The 19,024-nt window shown below is 49.2% G+C and carries 14 protein-coding genes; 3 read left to right on the forward strand and 11 right to left on the reverse strand.

Annotation, left to right across the window (positions count from 1 at the left end):
- Positions 1 to 235: 235 nt before the first annotated feature.
- Entirely contained in the window at positions 236 to 2,350 is a 2,115-nt protein-coding gene (ppk1, locus tag NST99_RS18690) for a polyphosphate kinase 1 (protein WP_341093713.1), read from the forward strand.
- Here ppk1 and NST99_RS18695 read toward each other — a convergent pair.
- From NST99_RS18695 to NST99_RS18710, 4 genes are all read right to left on the reverse strand, one after another.
- Positions 2,298 to 3,827 carry a Ppx/GppA phosphatase family protein gene (locus tag NST99_RS18695; protein WP_341093714.1) on the reverse strand — a complete coding sequence of 510 codons (1,530 nt, stop codon included), beginning with the start codon at positions 3,825 to 3,827 and terminating at the stop codon, positions 2,298 to 2,300. The genes ppk1 and NST99_RS18695 overlap by 53 nt on opposite strands.
- Positions 3,828 to 3,944: 117 nt before the next feature.
- Positions 3,945 to 4,667 carry an amino acid ABC transporter ATP-binding protein gene (locus NST99_RS18700; protein WP_341093715.1) on the reverse strand — a complete coding sequence of 241 codons (723 nt, stop codon included), beginning with the start codon at positions 4,665 to 4,667 and terminating at the stop codon, positions 3,945 to 3,947.
- Positions 4,654 to 5,313 (reverse strand): amino acid ABC transporter permease, encoded by a 660-nt coding sequence (locus NST99_RS18705; RefSeq protein WP_341093716.1) that lies wholly within the window; start codon positions 5,311 to 5,313, stop codon positions 4,654 to 4,656. Before NST99_RS18705 ends, NST99_RS18700 begins: the two co-directional genes overlap by 14 nt.
- Before the next feature lie 136 nt (positions 5,314 to 5,449).
- A complete protein-coding gene (locus tag NST99_RS18710) occupies positions 5,450 to 6,271 on the reverse strand; it encodes a transporter substrate-binding domain-containing protein (protein ID WP_341093717.1) in 822 nt (273 codons plus the stop codon).
- A 480-nt stretch (positions 6,272 to 6,751) separates the two neighbouring features.
- On the opposite strand from NST99_RS18710, the gene NST99_RS18715 reads away from it, so the two are divergent.
- On the forward strand, positions 6,752 to 8,497 hold the full coding sequence (locus NST99_RS18715) for an alpha-glycosidase (protein WP_341093719.1): 1,746 nt from the start codon (positions 6,752 to 6,754) through the stop codon (positions 8,495 to 8,497).
- A gap of 87 nt (positions 8,498 to 8,584) precedes the next feature.
- Here the strand turns inward: NST99_RS18715 and glgA are convergent, their stop codons facing one another.
- Positions 8,585 to 10,009, reverse strand: a complete 1,425-nt coding sequence (gene glgA / locus NST99_RS18720) for a glycogen synthase GlgA (RefSeq protein ID WP_341093720.1) — start codon at positions 10,007 to 10,009, stop codon at positions 8,585 to 8,587.
- Positions 10,010 to 10,043: 34 nt separating this feature from the next.
- A complete protein-coding gene (gene glgB / locus NST99_RS18725) occupies positions 10,044 to 11,969 on the reverse strand; it encodes a 1,4-alpha-glucan branching protein GlgB (protein WP_341093722.1) in 1,926 nt (641 codons plus the stop codon).
- Between the two features lie 216 nt (positions 11,970 to 12,185).
- Between glgB and NST99_RS18730 the strand changes: the two genes are divergently transcribed.
- Positions 12,186 to 13,415: a glucose-1-phosphate adenylyltransferase gene (locus NST99_RS18730; RefSeq protein ID WP_341093724.1), complete on the forward strand. Its 1,230-nt coding sequence runs from the start codon at positions 12,186 to 12,188 to the stop codon at positions 13,413 to 13,415.
- A gap of 121 nt (positions 13,416 to 13,536) precedes the next feature.
- On the opposite strand, the gene NST99_RS18735 is transcribed toward NST99_RS18730, so the two are convergent.
- From NST99_RS18735 to NST99_RS18755, 5 genes are all read right to left on the reverse strand, one after another.
- A complete protein-coding gene (locus NST99_RS18735; RefSeq protein ID WP_341097694.1) occupies positions 13,537 to 14,973 on the reverse strand; it encodes a sensor histidine kinase in 1,437 nt (478 codons plus the stop codon).
- Positions 14,970 to 15,668, reverse strand: coding sequence for a response regulator transcription factor (locus tag NST99_RS18740; protein WP_038592865.1), 699 nt, complete (start codon positions 15,666 to 15,668; stop codon positions 14,970 to 14,972). The genes NST99_RS18735 and NST99_RS18740 overlap by 4 nt, the downstream gene beginning before the upstream one ends.
- A complete protein-coding gene (locus NST99_RS18745; RefSeq protein ID WP_341093725.1) occupies positions 15,661 to 16,944 on the reverse strand; it encodes a hypothetical protein in 1,284 nt (427 codons plus the stop codon). The genes NST99_RS18740 and NST99_RS18745 overlap by 8 nt, the downstream gene beginning before the upstream one ends.
- A gap of 35 nt (positions 16,945 to 16,979) precedes the next feature.
- Positions 16,980 to 17,705 (reverse strand): phosphonate ABC transporter ATP-binding protein, encoded by a 726-nt coding sequence (locus NST99_RS18750; protein WP_341093726.1) that lies wholly within the window; start codon positions 17,703 to 17,705, stop codon positions 16,980 to 16,982.
- A gap of 90 nt (positions 17,706 to 17,795) precedes the next feature.
- Complete coding sequence (locus tag NST99_RS18755; RefSeq protein WP_341097695.1) at positions 17,796 to 18,923, reverse strand: MFS transporter; 1,128 nt, start codon at positions 18,921 to 18,923, stop codon at positions 17,796 to 17,798.
- Positions 18,924 to 19,024 lie beyond the last annotated feature (101 nt).

The following is a 19,024-nucleotide window of genomic DNA, read 5'->3' on the forward strand; positions in this document are numbered from 1 at the left end:
AACCAATGCCTAAGAAATTGTTACCATTCTGATAGAATTTACTTTTTCTCCACGCATTCAGAGGAATACTTTTACATAGTAATTATATTTTCCCATTACATTAAGAGGTTTTTTAAGATATTCGGATATTATCCGCGAAAATTTTACACAGATTTAACAATTCCCCCTTCGGCAAATAGTAGAATGGTAGAATACGATAAAGTTATTAAGACATTGAAGCACACTTGGAGGGTCTATGAACGCAGAAGAGAAAAAAAACAACCATAGCAGTCCAGCTACTGCTTACCTCAACCGGGACTTAAGCTGGATCGAATTTAACCGCCGTGTACTGCTTGAAGCGCAAGATCTGGATAATCCGCTGATGGAACGCGCCAAATTCCTCGCGATCGTATCCAGCAATCTGGATGAGTTCATCAGTGTGCGTGTAGCCGGAATTCAGGATCAGATTAGAGCCGGCTATACGAAAAAAGATTTTACCGGCTATACCCCCTCCGGATTGTATAAACGTCTGATCAAGCGGGTCACCAAAATTATTGCCGACCAATACCGCACCTTCCGCGATATCTCCCGGCATTTGCATAAAGAAGGCATTGTCTTTGTTAACTATGAGGATCTGACCCATGCTCAGGAGTTGTCGATTGAGCAGTATTACCGCGACATTATTTTCCCTGTTCTGACTCCGATGGCCGTTGATCAGAGCCGTCCGTTTCCGCTTGTGCACAGCCAGTTCATCTATCTGGCTGTGGTGCTGACCCGTAAGAACAGCCAGGAAGAGGATCCCTATTTCGCCATCCTGCAGATCCCTTCCAACCTGCCGCGGTGTATTCCACTCCCTCACCGTTCCAACAGCAAAAAACGGCAGTTCGTCTTTATTGAGGATGTTATCCGCCATCATATTCAAACGTTATTCAGCGGCTATGAGCCGGTAGCAGTCAGCGAGTTCCGTCTAACCCGCAACTCTGATCTGACGATTGATGAGGAAGGCGCAGAGGATTTGCTCGAAGAGATTGAAAAGGAGCTGCGCAAACGCCGCCGGGGTGTTCCCGCCCGGCTTGAGGTGCAAAAAGGGATTCATCCTTATGCCCTTGAACAGCTGCAGGCCGAGTTCGAGCTTGAGGATTTTGTCTTTGAAATTGACGGGCCCCTTGACCTAGGGTTCCTGCGGGGATTCGCAGGCAGCCTAAAGGGCTTCAGTTACCTGTTTGATGCTCCGATAGTGCCGCAATATCCGGCGGAATTTGAGGAGAATGAGGATTTCTTCGAAGTGCTGCGCGAGCGCGATGTGCTAGTGTACCATCCATACGAATCCTTTGATGCGATGAGCGACTTTATTATTCAGGCTTCCGAGGATGAGCATGTCATGGCCATCAAGATGACCCTGTACCGGGTCAGCGGCAACTCGCCGCTGATTACCGCCCTAGCCAATGCCGCAGAATCGGGCAAACAGGTTACCGTGGTAGTAGAGCTGAAAGCCCGGTTTGACGAAGAGCGGAACATTGCCTGGGCACGCAAGCTGGAACAATCCGGCTGCCATGTTGTCTATGGCCTGGTCGGGCTCAAAACGCATGCCAAAGTAACGCTGATCGTCCGCCAGGAAGGGAACGAGCTGCGCCGCTATGTACATGTCGGTACCGGGAACTACAATGACAGCACAGCCAAAGCCTACACCGACCTCAGCCTGTTCACTGCCAATAATGAAATTGGGCTGGATGCCTCAGAGCTGTTCAACCAAATGACCGGTTATTCCGCCAATTATGACTGGAATGCCTTCATCGTCGCTCCGACCAACATGAGCCTGTCGCTGCAAAAGCTGATTCTCCGCGAAGCCGAGCACGCGGCAGCCGGCAGACCGGCACGGATTATAGCCAAGATGAACTCTTTGTCCAATCAGGAGGTCATCGACAGCCTGTACAGTGCAGCCCAGGCCGGTGTTTCCATCGATTTGATTGTACGCGGCGTCTGCTGCCTGCGCCCGGGCATTGAAGGCCTGAGTGAGCGGATCACAGTCCGCAGCATCGTCGACCGTTTTCTTGAGCATTCACGCATCTATTATTTCGAGAATGGCGGCAAGCCGGAAGTGTATTTATCCAGCGCCGACTGGATGACCCGCAATCTGACCCGGCGGATTGAACTGATGTGTCCGGTGTTAGACAGTGGCATCCGTAAGCAGATCGTCAAGATTCTTGATCTGTCGCTTAAGGATAACGTGAAAGCCAGCTTCCTTCAGCCGAATGGATACTACGAAAGGCCGGACGACAAAAAGGCTCCCTTCCGGAGCCAAGTAGCCGCTTTGGAGGTCAGTCATTGGAAAGGGAGCCGAGCTTTACCTTCACCGACCAAGCATTCTTAAATGCTTTTAGGGCGTTCTCAATGTCTTCCTGTCCGATATGCACCTCACCTACACCTTCAAGCTCCAGATGAAGAGTATTGCCGTGCAGCTCAGCATTCAATCCGCGGATTACACCGATCTCGGTGCTGTCCAGAGCAATGCTCAGCTGTACGAGCGTACCCAGCTTATGAATCCACTCCTCGTCGGAAGCCAGTAAAATGTCCTTATGTGTCTGGGACAATTTCTGCTTCCGGCTTTTTGTGCTGTAGGAAGCAATAAGCGCACTGAGAATCAATTGCCGGTGGGTAAGACCCCGAATCGGTGAATTCATCAGCCAGTAGCGAGTATGCCGTTTCGACTGGTAGTAGTTAATATTCGACCCTGTACGATGCAGCATGATGGAGACATAGATCAGCATCTTCTGCTCTTCGCGGTCACCTTCATGTCCCAATGCGCCAAACAGACTAATCGCAAGCTTGCAGATATGTTCCAGATGCCCTTTAGAAGTGCGGATATCGAAGCGGATTATCGTATCCAGACTGAACTCCAGCGCACTGTCACACACCGGCTGCTCAGGATTTAAGAGGTCATGCAGCATGCCTTCCCGCAAACCTTCCCCGCTGATGAGTGCCTGACTGGCTCGGATATAGTTGTAAACTGTATGGAAAATGACCAGCCCCGACACAATGATGTCCGCCCGGCTCTTGGACAACCCTTCCATATCTTTCCGTTTCTCATAAGGCGTATCAGGCAGTATCTCCATAAACCGGTCTATCATTTCACTGGAGAGTACATAACCATGAGAATTCGGCAAGGAATACTCCCTCATCTTCTGGTCCAGCTTGCCTAATGAACGGAGCGTTCCCCCGAGGCCGTATAACGGCAGACCAGCACTGGTGCCCAGCCACTCATGCTCGACTAGCCTGCCAGTCACATAAGCCTGGAGCTTCTTCACTTGTTCGCTGTTCCAGTTGCCTTGGTGGCTGAACATGAGGTTGGTGTTGACCGCACCGAATGGAAAGGAAATGCTGTGCTGATAGCGCCGTCCGCGGAACAGGGTAACCTCCGTACTGCCGCCGCCAATATCAATCACGAACCCGTCCTGAACATCAAAGGCATTAATGACGCCAAGAAATCCAAAGTAAGCTTCCTGATAGCCGCTGATCACCTCAATTGGAATCAAGGAAGCCTCTGAAAGGTATGTAATGATCTCGGAAGAATTTGCGGCGTTGCGGATGGCCGCTGTCGCTCCTGCACGGATCCTATCCACCTCAAAAGCGCTGCAAATCTCCTTGAACTGGCGCAAGACAGGAATAATGGTGTCCATATCTTTCCGCTCGAGCCTGCCCGCTTTTGTAATCTTCTCACTTAGCCTTGCAGAGTATTTGCATTCCTTGATGATTTTGTAACCTCCTTGCCGCGTTGTATCATAAATCACAAGACGAATGGAGTTGGAACCAATATCAATGATGCCTATCCGGCAGAGATCATCGCTCATCTGTATGTACCCCCTTCAAGTTGATCGAGCATATTTATATACTATATCACCCATTTAGGTCTTAACCAAAAGCAAAACGGCCGCCGGAGTTATTTCCAAGGGCCGTTTTGTGCGTTTCTATAAGACTTTGCTGAGGAAATCGCGGGTCCGGTCATGTTTCGGATGGCCGAAGACTTCCGCGGGTGTCCCCTGTTCTACGATATAGCCGCCATCCATAAAAAGAATCCGGTCACCCACTTCACGGGCAAAGCCCATTTCATGAGTGACAATAACCATCGTCATCCCATCTTCGGCCAGCTTCTTCATCACTTCCAGCACCTCGCCGACCATCTCAGGGTCAAGCGCCGATGTCGGCTCATCGAAGAGCATCACATGCGGCTGCATGGCCAGTGCACGGGCGATGGCGATCCGTTGTTTCTGCCCGCCGGAGAGCTGAGCCGGGTAAGCATCGCGTTTATCTTCAAGCCCAACCGTCCGCAGCAGCTGCATCGCAATTTTTTCAGCTTCCGCCGGCTGTTGCTTTTTTACTTTGAGCGGAGCCAGCATGATATTCTGCAGCACCGATTTGTGCGGGAACAGGTTGAACTGCTGGAACACCATGCCCATTTTTTCACGCGTTACATTAATATCATGTTTCTTCGCTGTGATGGACTCGCCTTCAAAGGTGATTTCTCCCCCAGTGGGCTGCTCCAGCAGATTCAGACACCGCAAAAAGGTGCTTTTGCCGGAGCCGCTGGGTCCGATGACCACCACGACTTCGCCTTTTTGGATTTCTAGGTCAATGCCCTTCAGGATTTCCAGCTTGCCAAAATGTTTTTGCAGGTTGTTAACGGCGATCATCCGTATTCAGCCTCCTTTCGAGAATGCCAAGCAGCTTAGATAAAGTAAATGTAAGGATGAAATACATGATGGAGATAATAATCAGCGGTGTAAGCCCCTCATAAGTAATGGCTGTAATATTTCTGGCCTGGAAAAGAAGATCCGCCACCCCGATCATCGACACAATGGACGACTCCTTAATGATCGTAATGAACTCATTGCCGATAGCCGGCAGCACATTCTTCAACGCCTGGGGAAGCACGATGTAGCGCATGGTCATCCCTTGTTTCATCCCGAGAGAACGGGCTGCTTCCATTTGGCCGCGGTCCACGCCTTGAATACCGGCACGGAAGATCTCGGCCAGATAAGCGGAACTATTAATCGTGAGTGTAATCGCACCGGACTGAATCGCCGAAAATTCCAGACCTAACTCCACTAAGCCGTAATGGATAAGAAAGAGCTGTACCAGCATTGGCGTACCGCGCAGAAATTCAACCCATGCAGTAGCTATAAACCGCAGCACGCTCCACTTGGACATGCGCAGCAGGGAAACTATAATTCCCAGGACAAAGCCGCAGAATACCCCAATCAATGCCAGGAGCAGGGTATATTTTAAACCGGAGAGAAAAAGATTGCGGTATTCATATGCCATATCGAATAAATTCATTGCAGGTCTAACCTCCTGTCTTCAAGTAGGATTTCAAAAAAATAGAAAACAGCGGATCACCGCCATTTTCTGAATAGTGTAACTGTACTCTGCATAACTGTCTTTACTTCTGAAAGTGCCGGAACCCGAGCTTCCTTTATTTGCTTATGGAAAGGTCACTTGCAGCCGATACGTACTCTTCAATTTTGCCGTCTGCCGTCAAACGTTTCAAGGTTGCATTCACTTGATCCAGCAATTCTGTATTGCCTTTCTTCACTCCGATAACGTATCCGTCATCTTCTACCACAGGTTTGGCGTCAGTAATGACGAGGCCCTTCACGTTCTTCACGAACGATTCGGCAACAGGCCCTTCCATAATAGAAGCATCTACACGGTTAGATTGCAGCTGCATAACAATCTCAGTCATTTTGGTCAGCGAGGTCAGCTTCGCCCCTTCAATTTCTTTGGCGATATCTTCCTGAATCGAACCTGTCTGAATGCCAATCTTGGTATTCTTCAGGGCATCCATAGTAGCAAATTTATCTTTATCAGCTTCACGAACGACAACCGCTTGCTCTGCTTTAAAGTAAACATCGGAGAGGCCGACTGCTTTTGCACGTTTTGGTGTATAGCTCAGTCCGGAGATAACGATATCCACTCTTCCGCTCGACAGCTCATTCAACAGGGAATCAAAAGGAAGATCCCTGATAACCAGTTCAGCACCCATATCAGCAGCGATGTCCTTGGCAATCTCGATGTCAAAGCCTACGATCGTATCCTTGCCATCTATCATTTTATGGAATTCGTAGGGCGGAAATTCTGCGCTGGTTCCCAGCGTCAGTGTTTTGGCTGCAGTTTCGCTGCCCGCGTTGCCATTCGATGCCGCAGTTTTATTATCATCATTGTTATTGGTACCACAGCCGGTCATAAGTCCTACCGCCAGCAGCATGCCTAAAGAAAGTTTACCCCATTTTTTCATCTGTATATCTCCCCTATCCTGTTTTGGTACTCTAAGTTGTGCCTTTGACCGATTTATTATAAATCACTCCGCATGAATATGCAAAGACAAATTTGTGACAAAGCCCCCGTAAATCAAGGTTAGAAGAATATGGTGTAAGCATGCATTACGTTCCCTCATTTTGCACACACCCTGACTTGAAGTATATACTATTTACTATCTCCAGCTACTTCCTGGAATAAACGGAATTGGTTCACAACGACCTCTGGAGTGGTAATAACATGCAAACTGTGTGAAAAGGATGCCTGCGAGGTCAGTTTGTTCGAAGTGGTTTCAATACTGAGAATGCTCACAAACATAAGCTTATGCTTTCGATGTCAGTTTATTCGAAGTGTTTCAATGATGAGAATGCTCACAAACATAAGCTTATGCTTTCGATGTCAGTTTGTTCGAAGTGTTTCAATGATGAGAATGCTCACAAACATTTAGGAGGTGCAGGCCATGCTGTTGGAAGCAATGTACCATGTTCCCCGTGACAAATGGGCTTATGCCTACGATACAAAAACTATACATCTGCGTGTTCGCACCAAACGTGACGATGTGGACTGTGTAGCAGCCCTTACAGGTGATAAATATGATTGGGATCATACTTTTTATGAAATCATGATGGAAAAAGCCGCTTCCGACGACAGATTCGATTATTGGGAGGCTGCGGTCCGGCCTAAATATAAACGGCTCAGCTATACTTTTCGCGTCAGCAAAGGACAGGAAAATGTATATTTGCTTGATAACGGCATCCGTTCGGAATGCCCTCAGCCACCTAACCACTTCTACGAGTTTCCCTATATACATCAAATTGATCTGTTCAAGGTTCCCAACTGGGCCAAGGATGCGGTGTTTTATCAAATTATGACCGAACGTTTCGCCAATGGCGATCCCACCAATGACCCGGAAGGAACCGAAGCCTGGGGCGGAACTCCGAAGCTGGATAATTTTTTCGGCGGAGACTTGCAGGGAGTACTGAATCATCTTGACGATCTGGATGAGCTGGGTATCAATGCTGTATATTTCACTCCGCTCTTCCTCTCCCCTTCCAACCATAAATATGACATCATGGATTATAAAAAAGTCGACCCTCATTTCGGAGATAATGAGCTGCTGAAACATGTAGTCGAGGAATGCCACCGAAGAGGAATACGGGTGATGCTGGACGCCGTCTTCAATCATTGCAGCGACAAGTTCCCGCCTTTTCAGGACGTGCTGGAGAAGGGTGAATATTCGGTTTATAAAGATTGGTTCCATATCAACTCCTTCCCGGCTGAGATAGTCGACGGTATTCCTACGTATGACACTTTCGGCTTTTTTGGCAATATGCCCAAATTCAACACAGCTAACTTCGAGGTCAGAGCCTACCTGCTGGAAGTCGCCGAATATTGGATCAAGGAGATCAAAGTAGACGGGTGGCGGCTGGACGTTGCCAATGAGGTGGATCATCATTTCTGGCGCGACTTCCGCAAAGTAGTGAAATCCGCCAATCCGGAGGCCTATATCGTTGGGGAGGTGTGGAGTGACTCCCTTACGTGGCTGCTGGGCGATCAGTTCGACTCGGTGATGAACTACCCGTTCTCAGGAACGGTGCTGGAATTCTTTAATGGCGGTATGGATGGTATCACCTTCGGACAACGGATCGGCGCTTTGTTGATGAGATATCCGCAGCAGACAAACGAGGTGGTCTTCAATTTGCTCGGCAGCCACGACACTCCCCGTTTGCTGACGGTGGTAGGAGAAGATAAACGGCGCCTCAAGCTGGCGGTTGTTTTCCTCTTCACCTTTATGGGAACACCTTGTATTTACTACGGGGATGAGATCGGCCTGACCGGATCAGAAGATCCCGACTGCCGTAAATGCATGGAGTGGGATGAAAAGAAGCAAGACCGCGAGCTGTATGATTTTTACCGGATGATGATCTTCCTGCGCAAAGAGCACAAAGCCCTTCGGGAAGGCAGATTCCGCATTCTGGTAGCCTGTGAAAATGACCCCTGCATCGTGTACGAACGTGCGGATGAAATCATTCATTTCACGGTCTGGATGAACAATTCCCCGGAGCCTCGCACGCTTAGACATCCGATGGAAACTGATGACTGGCAGGATGCGCTTACCGGCGAACCGGTTGCCCCGAAAGAGGGGATTATGCATATCTCGCTTGACCCTTATGGTTACCGGATTCTGTGCCGTGCGTTAAATTGAAGAAACAGGCGTCAGCCCATAATAAAACCAGTCAAGCACGATAAAGTGTCTGACTGGTTTTGTTATGCTATATCCACTCGAATTTAATTATTGTGTAATTTTGTTGTATATGTCGATATACTGCTGGGCGGAAACATTCCAGCTGTAGTCACCGGCAAAAGCGTTTTTCGTAACTTTTTTCCAGTGTTCCGGCTTGCGGTAGAACGATACAGCCCGGCGCAGTGTATGCATCATGTCATGTGCGTTGTAATCCTTAAATGTGAAGCCGTTGCCTTCGCCAGTTTCCTCGTTATAGGCATGAACGGTATCATTAAGTCCCCCCGTCTCACGGACTACAGGAATACTTCCATAACGCAGCGCCAGCAGTTGGCTGATTCCGCAGGGCTCGAACTTTGATGGCATCAGGAACAGATCGCTGGCCGCATAAATTTTGCGCGATAAAGCGTCATTGAACAGAATCTGCGAAGAAAGCTTGGTCGGGTACCGCCATGCCGCTTCACGGAACCAGCGTTCATAGGATTCGTCCCCTGTGCCAAGCAGTACAAATTGAATATCATCGTAATACAGCAGCTCATCCAGCACGCGTGTCAGGAGATCAAGGCCCTTGGAATCAACCAGCCGCGTAACCATTGCGACCATCGGAATATACGGGGCTACCGGTAGCCCTAACTCCTGCTGCAGGCCCAGCTTATTCTCAGCCTTCTTCGCCAGATTTGAACGGTAACGCGTAAAGATTTGCGGATCGGTGTTGGGATTGTAGCTCTTGGTATCAATGCCGTTAACAATCCCGCTGAGACTGTCTGCCCGGGAAGAGAGCAAGCCATCCAGACCATATCCATAATAGGCCGTACGGATTTCTTCCGCATAAGTCGGACTGACCGTAGTCACATGGTCACTGTGGACAATCCCGCCCTTCATATAGTTCACGTTACCGTAATACTCTACACCGCTGAAGTAGCTGTCATCCAGGCCAAGCAGCTCACCCAGCACGGAATAAGGAAACACGCCTTGGTATAGCAGATTGTGAATGGTAAAGACAGTGCGCATTTCGCTGTAGAACGGAACATGCCGGTAATGGCCCTGAAGCAGCATCGGAATGACTGCAGCATGCCAATCATGGCAATGCAGCACATCCGGCTGAAAATTAATGGCCGGCAGGCATTCCAGAACCGCCCGGTTGTAGAATGCAAACCGTTCACCATCATCCAGATATCCATAGATGCCGTCACGGCCAAAATAATATTCATTGTCGATAAAATAGACCGGAATACCCTCGTAAATAATCTGTTCAATGCCGCAATACTGATTTCGCCAGCCGACAGGAACATCCACTACGGCTACATGCTCCATTTGCGAAGTGAACTTCTCCGGAATTCCCCGGTATTTTGGCAAAATCACCCGTACATCCACTCCTGCGCCCTTTAGCGCCTTGGGCAGAGCTCCAATGACATCAGCCAAACCACCTGTCTTAACAAAAGGATGGGCTTCGGCTGCAGCAAATAAAACTTTCATTCAGATTCCCCCTTAAATGTACGAATTCTCTATTTCAAGCTTGTTTGACCACCTTGCGGCCGGATTTCTTGAGCACCAGAAATCCAAGTGCCGGAATGGTCAGCTCTATGCTGTTCAGCTGGTTATGCCATTCTTGCTTGCTGCTCTTCATAGGCTCATTGCTGGCACCCGAGCCGCCAAACCGAATATCCTCAGAGCTGAATATCTCCTCATAAGTTCCCGGGCGGGGTACGCCAATCCGGTACTGACGCCGTTCCACCGGCTGAAAATTGATAATTACAAGCAAGGTATCAACGGGTCTCTTGCCTCTGCGGATATAGGACACAATACTTTGGCCATTATCGTCGGCATCAATCCACTGATAGCCTTCCATATCATGATCCAGCTCCCACAATGCTTTTTCCGCCAAATACAGCTTGTTCAGCGCAGCGGTATAGGCCAGCATTCCGCGGTGGCTTTCATAATCCAGCAGCAGCCAATCGAGCTGCTCCTGATCCTTCCACTCGATAAATTGTCCGAATTCTCCACCCATGAACAGCAGCTTTTTGCCGGGATGGGTAATCTGGTAGCCCAGCAGTAACCGGAGACCGGCAAATTTCTGTTCATAAGAGCCTGGCATCTTGTCCAGCAGCGATTTCTTGCCGTGGACCACTTCATCATGAGAGAGCGGTAACGTATAGTTCTCGGCATAGGCATAACAAATTGGGAAGGTCAACAAATTATGATGAGCGGGCCGTACCCCGAAATCATGTTCTATGTAGCCCAGTGTGTCATTCATCCAGCCCATATTCCATTTGTAATTGAAACCGAGTCCCCCTTGATGAGCTGGAGACGTAACGCCAGGCCAGGCGCTGGATTCCTCCGCCATCATCAATGCTTTCGGATAATACTGGAAGATTGCTTTATTCAGCTGTTGTATGAAACGTATGGCTTCAAGATTCTCAAGACCCCCGTTTTGATTGCGTCTGAACTGATGGCCTTGCTTCTCAAAATCGAGCCGCAGCATGCTTGTAACCGCATCAACTCTCATGCCATCTATATGATACTGCTCGAACCAGAACAAGGCATTTGAAATCAGAAAGGAGGAAATTTCCGGCTTGCTGAAATCAAAGGAAAGCGTGCCCCAGCCCGGCTTCTCGGCCAGCATAGGGTCCGCATACTCATATAGTGGTGAACCGTCAAACATTCTCAGTCCATGTGCATCCTTCGCAAAATGGGCCGGAACCCAGTCAAGAATAACCCCAATGCCTGCCTGATGCAGCTGATCAATTAAATACATCAGCTCATGCGGCTCTCCGTAACGGCTCGTTGCGGCAAAATATCCGGTTCCCTGATAACCCCAGGATAAATCATAAGGATGTTCAGCCAGCGGCATAAACTCCACATGGGTATAACTCATCTCCTGCAGATAAGGGATCAGCAGATCGCTCATCTCCCGGTAAGTGTAGAATTCTCCGTCTTCCTTCTGACGCCAAGTCCCGAAATGCATTTCGTAAATGTTCATCGGCGCGTTATATGGTGCTTTATTCCGCCGCCTCCAGGCAGCGTCTCCCCAGCTGTAGCCGCTAAGCTCCGCCACCACTGATGCCGTCGCCGGACGCACTTCAGCCTTGAAAGCATAAGGATCAGCTTTAAGGAAGCTTTCGCCATTCGCTGCGACAATCCTGTATTTGTAAAAAGTTCCCGGCTCTATGCCCGGAAAAAAACGACTCCAAAATCCTGAATCGGGTATCTTATATAACGAGTCCACGTCCTGCGTTCCATCCCAGCCGTTATGATTACCAGCCAGTCCTACATATGTCGCATGAGGAGCCCACACGGTAAAGCGTACGCCGGTCATTCCTTCTTCAGCGGCAATGTGCGCGCCCAGCATCGTATAGCTGCGATAATTCGTGCCCTCATGGAACAGGTAAATATCTTCAAATGACGGGAGGTTTTCTGCTTCTTGTATGTCAGGCAAATCATCACCACCTTATTATATAGGATGCACCTATAACATTACCCGAATGTTGGGCGTTTGAAAATGATTTTACAAGCAAAATAAGCTTTCACAGAATAAAGAAAATATTCATGTAATCTTTCTTGCGGTAACGCAATATATTTCACCTATGTCGTTTCAAGCGCTTGTGGGGAGTTTATATTACAAGCATTGACAAAAAAATGGGAGGGATAACAAATGAGTAATAAAAAATGTATCGCCATGCTCCTGGCGGGTGGTGAAGGCCGCAGATTGGCCCCCCTGACCAGCACAATGGCAAAGCCTGCAGTCCCTTTCGGAGGACAGTATAGAATCATTGACTTTCCCCTCAGCAACTGTGTGAATTCCAATATCGACACTGTAGGCGTACTGACGCAGTACGAAGCTACTTCCTTGCATCAACATATTGGTGAAGGGGAGCCCTGGGGGCTTCACAGCACAACTGATCAGGGGGTCAGACTGCTTCCTTCGGGAGTTGAAGGCCGTGAGAGCTATTCTGGAACAGCTGATGCCATTTATAAGAACATTGAGTTTATTGACAATCAAAATCCTGAGCATGTACTGATCCTCTCGGCAGATCATATTTACCATATGGACTATCGAAAAATGCTGGATTACCATATCGACAAATCCGCCAAAGCCACCATCTCGGTAATGGAAGTGCCTTGGGATGAAGCAAGCCGCTTTGGTGTGATGAATGTGAATGAGGAGCTGCAAATTTCTGAATTTGCCGAAAAACCAAAAGTCCCTAAAAGCAACCTCGCTTCGATGGGGATTTATCTATTCGAGTGGAAATACCTGAAAGAACATCTTCTCCGTGATGCCGCAAATCAGGCTTCCAGCCATGACTTCGGCAAAGATGTGATCCCGACGATGCTGGAGGCCAATGATGAATTGTTTGCCTTCCGTTTTGAAGGCTACTGGAGAGATGTAGGTACAGTAGGCAGCCTCTGGGAAGCGCATATGGATCTTCTGCAAGCCGATAATGGCTTTAAGCTCGACAACTCGAAGTGGCCAATGTACAGCCGGGCCCGCCGGACCAAACCCGCTGCAGTTAAACCACGTATGCCGTCGCAGATCAAAACAGCAGATTGCCTCATAAATGAAACTTGCCTTCTGGAAGGCAGCCTGCAGCGCTCTGTAGTGTTCGGCGGCGTGGAAATCGGCAAAATGACCATGATTAAACAAAGCGTTATTATGCCGGGTGTACGTATCGGCCGGGGCGTAGTAATTGAAAATGCAATTATCGGTGAAGGAGCTGTTATCAAAGACGGTGCTGTAATTAAGGGCAGTGTGGACAACATTGTCGTTGTCGGTCCTAATGAGATTGTGGCCGCCAAACCTGTCATTCGTACTCAGCCTTCCCGCCTATTGCAGGAAGTGTACGAAAAAACCGGACGTCTGCGGGCTGAAGGACTTCCTTCTTAAGTTATCAGCATCCCGTCAGTCTCCAACCTATACAAGAAAAAGCAGCAGTCTCTGATAACCGGAGCTGCTGCTTTTTTCTTGTATATTTACTTCCTGTCGCTTTACACTCATAAAGAGCCTATTACAGTAATTCGGGTCCGGTTCCACCCTCTGCTGCAACTGGAGGCTGTTCCTCGGTCAGCGGCAAAATAACAGTAACCTGCGTTCCTTTGCCCAGCTCACTATCCAATTCCAGCTTTCCGTGATGAAGCTCCACAATTTGCTGGGAAATGGCAAGCCCCAGTCCGGTTCCTCCGTTCAGCGCGTCGACCTGGAAGAAACGATCGCGGACTCTGGAGAGGTGGGCTTCGCTGATGCCAATCCCGCTGTCCCTGACAATGACAGCCAGCTCCTCCTTGGAGAGAATGTGGGTGGACAAAACAATGCTGGAATCTTCGGGGGAGAATTTCACGGCGTTGTCCACCAAATTCAGGAATACCTGTTTCAGCCGGTTGGCATCTCCTTTGATATAGATCGTCCCTTCACATTCCAGCAGCAGATGTATACGTTTCTTCTCCGCTTTGGCCCATACATTCAATATCGTCTCCTGAAGCACCACTTTGATATCGATAAGAGCAATGGATAACTTCATCTCATTCTGCTGCAGCTTGGAGAAGTCGAGGATTTCCTCCACCAACCCGATCAGCCGGTCGCTTTCCTTAGATATAATCCCCATACCCAGCTTAGTTTCCTCCGGGTCGTAGCCACCTGAAACCAGTGTTTCGCTCCAGCCTTTGATACTGGTCAGCGGCGTCCGCAACTCATGGGAAATCGAGGAAATGAAATCATCCTTAATCTGATTGCTGCGGATAATTTCATCTGCCATATAGTTGAGTGTGGTTGCCAAATCACCAATCTCATATTTGTAGTCACCTTTGATCCGGGTCGTAAATCTGCCTTTGGCCATCTGCGCCGATACTGCCGTAATATTATTGAGCGGCTTTACGATGGAATTGGCAAGACCGAAGCTGAAGAGCATAACAATAGCCATTACTGCTCCACCGATACCGATGGATACCAAGGTAAGATTCAGCAAATCTGAGTTGATTCTCTCCATGGACGTAAGGTACCTTACAATAAAAGAATCGCGGCCGTTAATGTGCAGCATTTTGGATACCGCCATAACGCTCTCATTCGTCCCTGCTTGTCTGCCTACCCAGCGTCCGATGCTTCCGCCAACCGCTTCTGATACATCGCTGGTAGTAATCGTACGGTCAGGCTGAAATGGCGTAGATCCGGTAAGGATATCACCGTTTAGGGTCAGTATTTCCAATTCCGTATTATCCATATCGAAATATTCAAGCAGCTTCTGAAAATGAACGGGCGAACCCTCGTTGGAAAATGTAAATTTATAGAAGTTTTCCGATATTCCGATCTGGGTAGTGATTTTATTATAAACACTATCGTAATAATACGTCCGGATGGCCAGCAGAAAAATAACCTCAACGAGGAGGAGCGCCACGAAGACTACAAGAATATAGTGCAGTACAATCTGTCTGCGCATCCCCTTCTTGATCATTGTCCTTGACCCTTCCATTTATAGCCGTGTCCCCATACGGTCTGTAGGTATTCGGGTTCTGAGGGATTATTCTCAATCTTTTGGCGCAGCCGGCGGATATTTACATCAACAATTTTTGGATCGCCCATGTACTCCTTGCCCCAGACATGATCCAAGAGCGAGTCGCGGCTGAGCGGCGTGTTTTCTTTTTCCAGGAAAAATTGCACCAAGGAAAACTCAGTTGGCGTCAGTTCGATGCCTTCTCCGCTGCGCTTAAACTGTTTAGAAATCAGATCGAGCGTAAACGGCCCCGAATGAAATGAGACCTTTGCAGACTGCTCCCGGTGAACATTGACACGGCGCAGCAGCGATTGTATACGGGCGATCAGCTCCGTAGGACTGAATGGTTTGCTGACATGGTCATCCGCACCGACTGAAAGGGCGTAAACCTTATCCTGCTCCTGGACTTTTGCCGTAAGAAAGATAATCCCAAGCCGTTCATTCGTTTCCCGGATGCGTCTGCACACCTCAAACCCGTCAATGCCGGGAACCATTACGTCCAGGAGTGCAATATCAATATCAGGAACCGTAGTCAGCTTGTGCAGTGCTTCATTGCCGTCAGCGGCTTCCAGCACCTCAAATCCGTTGCGCTTGAGATTAATAACTATAAAACTGCGGATGGATTCTTCATCCTCCAGGATTAATACCTTACTCATCGATTCCCTTCCTTTCTATAGGCGAGGTGATTTTATTGTTGTCGCCCCCGCTTGTGTTCTGCTCAACTTCTCCCCGGTAGCCGATAAACTTATCAAGATCAAATCCTAATATTTTCCATCCACTGCTCTTTACACGCTCCCACTCCGCCGGAGAAAAGAATGAGATTTCTGCAACCGTCTCACCGGTATTAGACAAAATAAATTTAAGTGATTTGTCCTGAACCGACTTGGTATCCACTGTAACATTCTCATGCCATTCCGGTAAAAGATCAATCCTGAAGCGGTCCGACGGATCACGATATTGCAGCGCGGAAAAGGTTAAGCCGTTTTTGCCGTCCCATTTGTAATAAGAATTAAAATAGGGGATCGTTTCAGGATCAAAATATTCCCAGCCCTTCGGCGGCTCCAGCAATCCGATTTCGATAACACCGTCGCCGTCGATATCCTCGCTGACAATCTTCCTGTCCTTAAAGGTCCGGGCATCTCCGGGGATCACCACACGCAGCTTATTATTCTCCATCACTACCACTGTCGTGTATGCTGAGCGTGAATCCACTGCCGAATCCAGTACTATACCTTCTTTATGCTCTGCCACTTTACCTGAGACAATATTGTAATAATTACTGAAATAAGGATCAAGATCGTCAAGCTCATCCAAAACCTTAAAGCCGTCGTTGTACTGATAGGTAGTAATTGTCGCAAACTCATTGCGTTTAAAATATACAACCGTGATGTCTTCAATCCCGTCTTCATTGAGATCATCGACCATATATTTCGTGTAGGGCTGGGAGAGCACTTCCTCCAGTTCTCCGCCGGAATAGGAGTAGACCACCATCCCTTTCTCTACACCGCGTGAATAACCGGCAATGATATTCTGCTTCCCCTCACCGGTTACATCCCTTAAATCAACGGAATCCAATTCCGTTCCGCCACCGTCAAATACCAGCTTCTTCTCCCAGACATCATCCCGCTTCTCCAGGATCATGCCGTGAATCAGTACGGCCTCGTTCTTCGTCGAATAGAAGACGAGCGTCTCCATCGTTCCGTCCTTGTCCAGATCCTCAGTGAAAATAGAGCTGTCATCGTCACTCACCGGACGGATCAGCGAAGCTCCCGCCGGCATGTGGGACGTGATCGCCGTCATCAGCGAAGCCTTGTCGGCAGACAGCTCCGGCGCCTTCATCCGCAAAACAGGATCGCTGATGAAGGTGCAGCCCGACAGTATGGACAGAGAAAGAGCTACCGCCGCCAGACGTCTCAGAACTCGATTATTCAACTTCATCACTCTTTCCTTGTTTCGTGGTGTAATGTTTACAGATGCAAGCGTTCTTGTGATGTCAGACGGCGGCCCTTTACATCATGTTTGATCCGGCCGTCTTCAAGCACCCACAGCCGTGTAGCATAACGTTCCGCCAGCTCTAGGGGCAACACCGTCACTACCGTCAGCCCTGTCTCTTTGCAGAGCTTGCGCAGGGTTTCCAGCACTCCCTCCGCTGTACGCGGATCAAGACCGGTAACCGGTTCATCTGCCAGAATCACCTTGGCTCCGTGAACCAGTGCCCGGGCAATCGCCACCCGCTGGCGTTCTCCGCCGCTTAGCTGGCTTGTCTTCATCTTGGCCTTATCCAGCAGACCCAATAAATCGAGCTCGTCCATCGCGCCCATGTAGTCGTCTGAACGGACCATTCCTGTTACCATCCGCCAGAGGGGTGTTTGTGAGGACTGGCCTATCAGCACATTCTTAAGCGCAGTCCGGTTCGGATTGAGCTCTGCATTTTGCTCCAGATAAGCCCACTCCCGGCGGATCTTCCGTTTGCCGGTAAAGACATTTCCGAGAATATTGACTCCATCCACCCTGAAGTTCCCTCTGTCCCATTTCTCTTTCAGCGCAAGGCAGCGCAGCAGCGTTGACTTGCCGCTCCCGCTGGCTCCCAGCAGTACAACAAGCTCACCTGGTTCTAATTGAAAGCCAATGTCCTGCAGAACAGGCATTTTTTCTTCCCCGACTGCTTTGGCTAAATGTTCAACTGTGATCATAGTTCAGCCTCTCCCTGTCTTTGACTCTACTCTATAGTGTACTCTGAAAGCGTGATCGATTTCCATGCGAGCATCCGTTCTTATCTTACCTCAATTCAGCTGGCGTGGCGAGAATAATAACCCTGCTAAACCGAACAATATATAAAAAGCGCCCAGCAGGACAAAAACACCGCTTCCCCAGCCAAATTCTAGCAGCAGTCCGCCGATGCCCGGTCCCACAATGCTGCCGATACTAAAATGAAAGGAGGAAACCACATTTGCCGCAGGCAGCAAATTGCGCGGAAGAATATCCGCAGCGTAACTTAGACCCAGCGAGAAGAAAGAACCTACCAGACCGCCTGCCGCCATCAGCACAACCAGCGTCAGCAGGAAATGATTACCGGACAGCGGCAGCAAGGTAAAGGCCAGACCGCCACTCACACCGGAAAAGATCAGAATCTTCTTTCGGCCGTAGCGGTCGCTCCATAACCCCAGCGGCAGTTGAAGCAGCAGACCGCCAATACCGGCGAATGGCAGCAGCGCAGCAATCTGATCCGTGCTGTAGCCAATGCGCAGTCCGTACACAGGGAAATTGCTGTTCAGACTAGCTTCCATATAGCCGTAAAGAAGTGCAGGAATCAGGGCATACCAAGCGAGGCTGTAGCTCCGCCCGAAACGCCGCGCTTGTCCCTCCCCATGCTCCACTTTATCCGGGTGAGAATCCGGCAGCTTGATAAGGACCAGCAGCAGCACCAGTACAAAAAGCACAGCGATGATCAAAAACGGTGCAGCCTGGCCATATCGCAGCAGGCTGATCCCAATCGGGCCGAGACTAAATCCGAGTCCGTAGGACATCCCATACAGCGAGAGATTGCGCCCCCGGTGCTCCGCAGGTGTCATGAGCAGCACCCATAGCTGCGCGGCATAGTTAATGGCTGAGTCTCCAATGCCCACAAACAGGCGCAAGACAAACCAGACCTTGATGCCCGGCAGCAGCGGGAACAAGAGCAGCGCCACCAGCACAAGGCTGAGCCCGGCAGCGATCAGCCTCTTGAAGCCGATGGCGCCAAGAACCCGCTCGGCTACCAGCGTCATCGCAAAAGAGCCTACATATAAAGCAGCGGCATTAAGGCCGTTGAGCGAGGAAGAAACCCCTTTTTGCTCCAGCAGAATGGAGAGCACCGGAAGCAGCAGCCCTTGGCTGAGCCCGGCAGCGATAATAACTGTAATTAGAATCATATAATTCCATTTGTTGTTCAGTTTGCTTGTTGCGCTGAGCCGGTCTGACACGAATGAATCCTCCTAAAGGTTTTGTGAGCATATGCTTCCTTAGTCACTTC

Origin of the sequence: Paenibacillus sp. FSL L8-0470, from assembly GCF_038008625.1 — a bacterium.
Classification (GTDB): domain Bacteria; phylum Bacillota; class Bacilli; order Paenibacillales; family Paenibacillaceae; genus Paenibacillus_AQ.

Excerpts from the sequence above, each read along its gene's own strand:
- NST99_RS18735 (WP_341097694.1), bottom strand. The coding sequence starts at position 14,973 with ATGATCAAGAAGGGGATGCGCAGACAGATTGTACTGCACTATATTCTT.
- NST99_RS18730 (WP_341093724.1), top strand. The coding sequence starts at position 12,186 with ATGAGTAATAAAAAATGTATCGCCATGCTCCTGGCGGGTGGTGAAGGC.
- NST99_RS18705 (WP_341093716.1), bottom strand. The coding sequence starts at position 5,313 with ATGAATTTATTCGATATGGCATATGAATACCGCAATCTTTTTCTCTCC.
- NST99_RS18695 (WP_341093714.1), bottom strand. The coding sequence starts at position 3,827 with ATGAGCGATGATCTCTGCCGGATAGGCATCATTGATATTGGTTCCAAC.
- NST99_RS18740 (WP_038592865.1), bottom strand. The coding sequence starts at position 15,668 with ATGAGTAAGGTATTAATCCTGGAGGATGAAGAATCCATCCGCAGTTTT.
- NST99_RS18710 (WP_341093717.1), bottom strand. The coding sequence starts at position 6,271 with ATGAAAAAATGGGGTAAACTTTCTTTAGGCATGCTGCTGGCGGTAGGA.
- glgA (WP_341093720.1), bottom strand. The coding sequence starts at position 10,009 with ATGAAAGTTTTATTTGCTGCAGCCGAAGCCCATCCTTTTGTTAAGACA.
- NST99_RS18700 (WP_341093715.1), bottom strand. The coding sequence starts at position 4,667 with ATGATCGCCGTTAACAACCTGCAAAAACATTTTGGCAAGCTGGAAATC.
- NST99_RS18750 (WP_341093726.1), bottom strand. The coding sequence starts at position 17,705 with ATGATCACAGTTGAACATTTAGCCAAAGCAGTCGGGGAAGAAAAAATG.
- NST99_RS18755 (WP_341097695.1), bottom strand. The coding sequence starts at position 18,923 with ATGATTCTAATTACAGTTATTATCGCTGCCGGGCTCAGCCAAGGGCTG.
- ppk1 (WP_341093713.1), top strand. The coding sequence starts at position 236 with ATGAACGCAGAAGAGAAAAAAAACAACCATAGCAGTCCAGCTACTGCT.
- NST99_RS18715 (WP_341093719.1), top strand. The coding sequence starts at position 6,752 with ATGCTGTTGGAAGCAATGTACCATGTTCCCCGTGACAAATGGGCTTAT.